Source organism: Cobetia sp. SIMBA_158, from assembly GCF_046566945.1.
GTDB classification, from domain to species: Bacteria; Pseudomonadota; Gammaproteobacteria; order Pseudomonadales; family Halomonadaceae; genus Cobetia; species Cobetia amphilecti.
Map to the genome: position 1 here is coordinate 1 of NZ_JAWJYL010000432.1, position 267 is coordinate 267.

Sequence of the window (267 nt, forward strand, 5' to 3'; positions counted from 1 at the left end):
ATAATTTGATTATATCAAATGAAAGAAATTAAAGGTAATGATATCCATCGGAACAACAGGATTTCCAATAAAAGAAGACTTTTAAACAAAAGGGAGGAAATTATGCAAGAGACTGTTTTGAAACGTGTGAAAAGATTTATGGAAGAAAACGGGATCGAATGTGAAGAAGCAATATATCAAACAGACGGAGTCATTGAGAATGCTTACGAGTTTATTGAAGATTTGTTTTTGCTGATTAAGGAGGAGGAATAGCTATACACAAAGATT

The 267-nt window shown here is 31.8% G+C and carries 1 protein-coding gene; it reads left to right on the top strand.

Annotation, left to right across the window (positions count from 1 at the left end):
• Positions 1 to 102: 102 nt before the first annotated feature.
• Positions 103 to 252 (top strand): hypothetical protein, encoded by a 150-nt coding sequence (locus R2R70_RS20580; protein WP_333980360.1) that lies wholly within the window; start codon positions 103 to 105, stop codon positions 250 to 252.
• Positions 253 to 267: the final 15 nt, after the last annotated feature.